We start from the raw sequence: 1,105 nt of genomic DNA on the forward strand, positions 1-1,105 counted from the left end.
CGCGCTGCCCGCGGTGAGCGACGCCATGACCAACAACGCCAGGGCCAGCGCGATCCCCCATGGCGCCGCGCGGCGCAGCGTGATCCGCAGAGGCACTGCTCTGCGCCGCGCGGTGCGGGCATCCGCCCCCGGCGGCGTCATGGTGCCTGCCTCAGGGCGCGGGCCAGCTTCTCGATGGCGTCGATGTTGGCGGGCCCGGGGGTCAACTCGGCATAGCGCAGCGTGACGAAGCGGCGCTGGCGCACGGCGTCGGTCAGCCGCATGGCCGGGTGCGCCTGCAGGAGGCGCTGAAGGTGTTCCGGGCCCTGGCCATTCTGGTAGTCCAGCAGGACGATGACCTGCGGGTTGCTCGCTGCGACCGTCTCCCAGGCGCTGGTGCCCCAGCTCATGGGGGCATCGCCCAGCACGTTGCGCCCGCCCGCGGCCGCGATCAGGGCCGTGGGCATGGCGGCGCGGCCCGCGGTGAAGGGCTTGTCCTCGCCCGAGTCGTAGACGAACACGCGTGGCGGCTGCGGCAGCGGCGACCGGGTCGCGGCCCGGACCCGTTCGCGCCATTGCGCAATGAGCCGCTCGGCCTCGGCACGGCGGCCGAAAACGGTGCCCAGGCGCAGCAGGTCGCCGTATAGCAGGTCCATCGTGGCGCGCGGTTTGTCGCCGAGCGTGTGCGCGCAGCTTTCGGTCAGGATCAGCGTCTGGATGCCGTGCGGCGCCAGGGTGGCAGGGGTCACCTCGCCCCCAGGCTGCATGCCGTAGTACCAGCCGGCGAAGAACAGGTCGGGCTTGGCGGCCAGCAGCGTTTCCAGCGTGGGGTACTTGGGGGCCAGCTCCGGAATGGACCCCAGGCTGCGCAGGAACGCCGCATCGGTCTTGTACCAGCCGGTGATGCCCGTCACGCCCACCATGGACGACTGCAGCCCGAGCGCCATCGCCATCTCCACCATGTTCAGGTCGTGCACGACCATGCGCTGGGGCGGCGCGGCGATGCGCAGCGTGTCGCCGCAGTTGGGCACGGTGACGGGGAACCCCGGCACCGCGCCCGCGCCCTGCGCCAGCGCGGGGCCGCGCCGCACAGCACGCCGGCCACCGCCAGCGCCAGCGCCAGGGG

1 protein-coding gene is annotated in these 1,105 nt (G+C 73.1%); it reads right to left on the reverse strand.

The window, feature by feature from the left end; translation table 11 throughout:
* Nucleotides 1-137: 137 nt before the first annotated feature.
* Nucleotides 138-1,070, reverse strand: coding sequence for an ABC transporter substrate-binding protein (locus tag AC27KI_RS25520; protein WP_487116596.1), 933 nt, complete (start codon nt 1,068-1,070; stop codon nt 138-140).
* Between the last annotated feature and the right edge of the window lie 35 nt (nt 1,071-1,105).

The sequence above is a fragment of the Acidovorax sp. KPB24-03 genome (assembly GCF_057546605.1).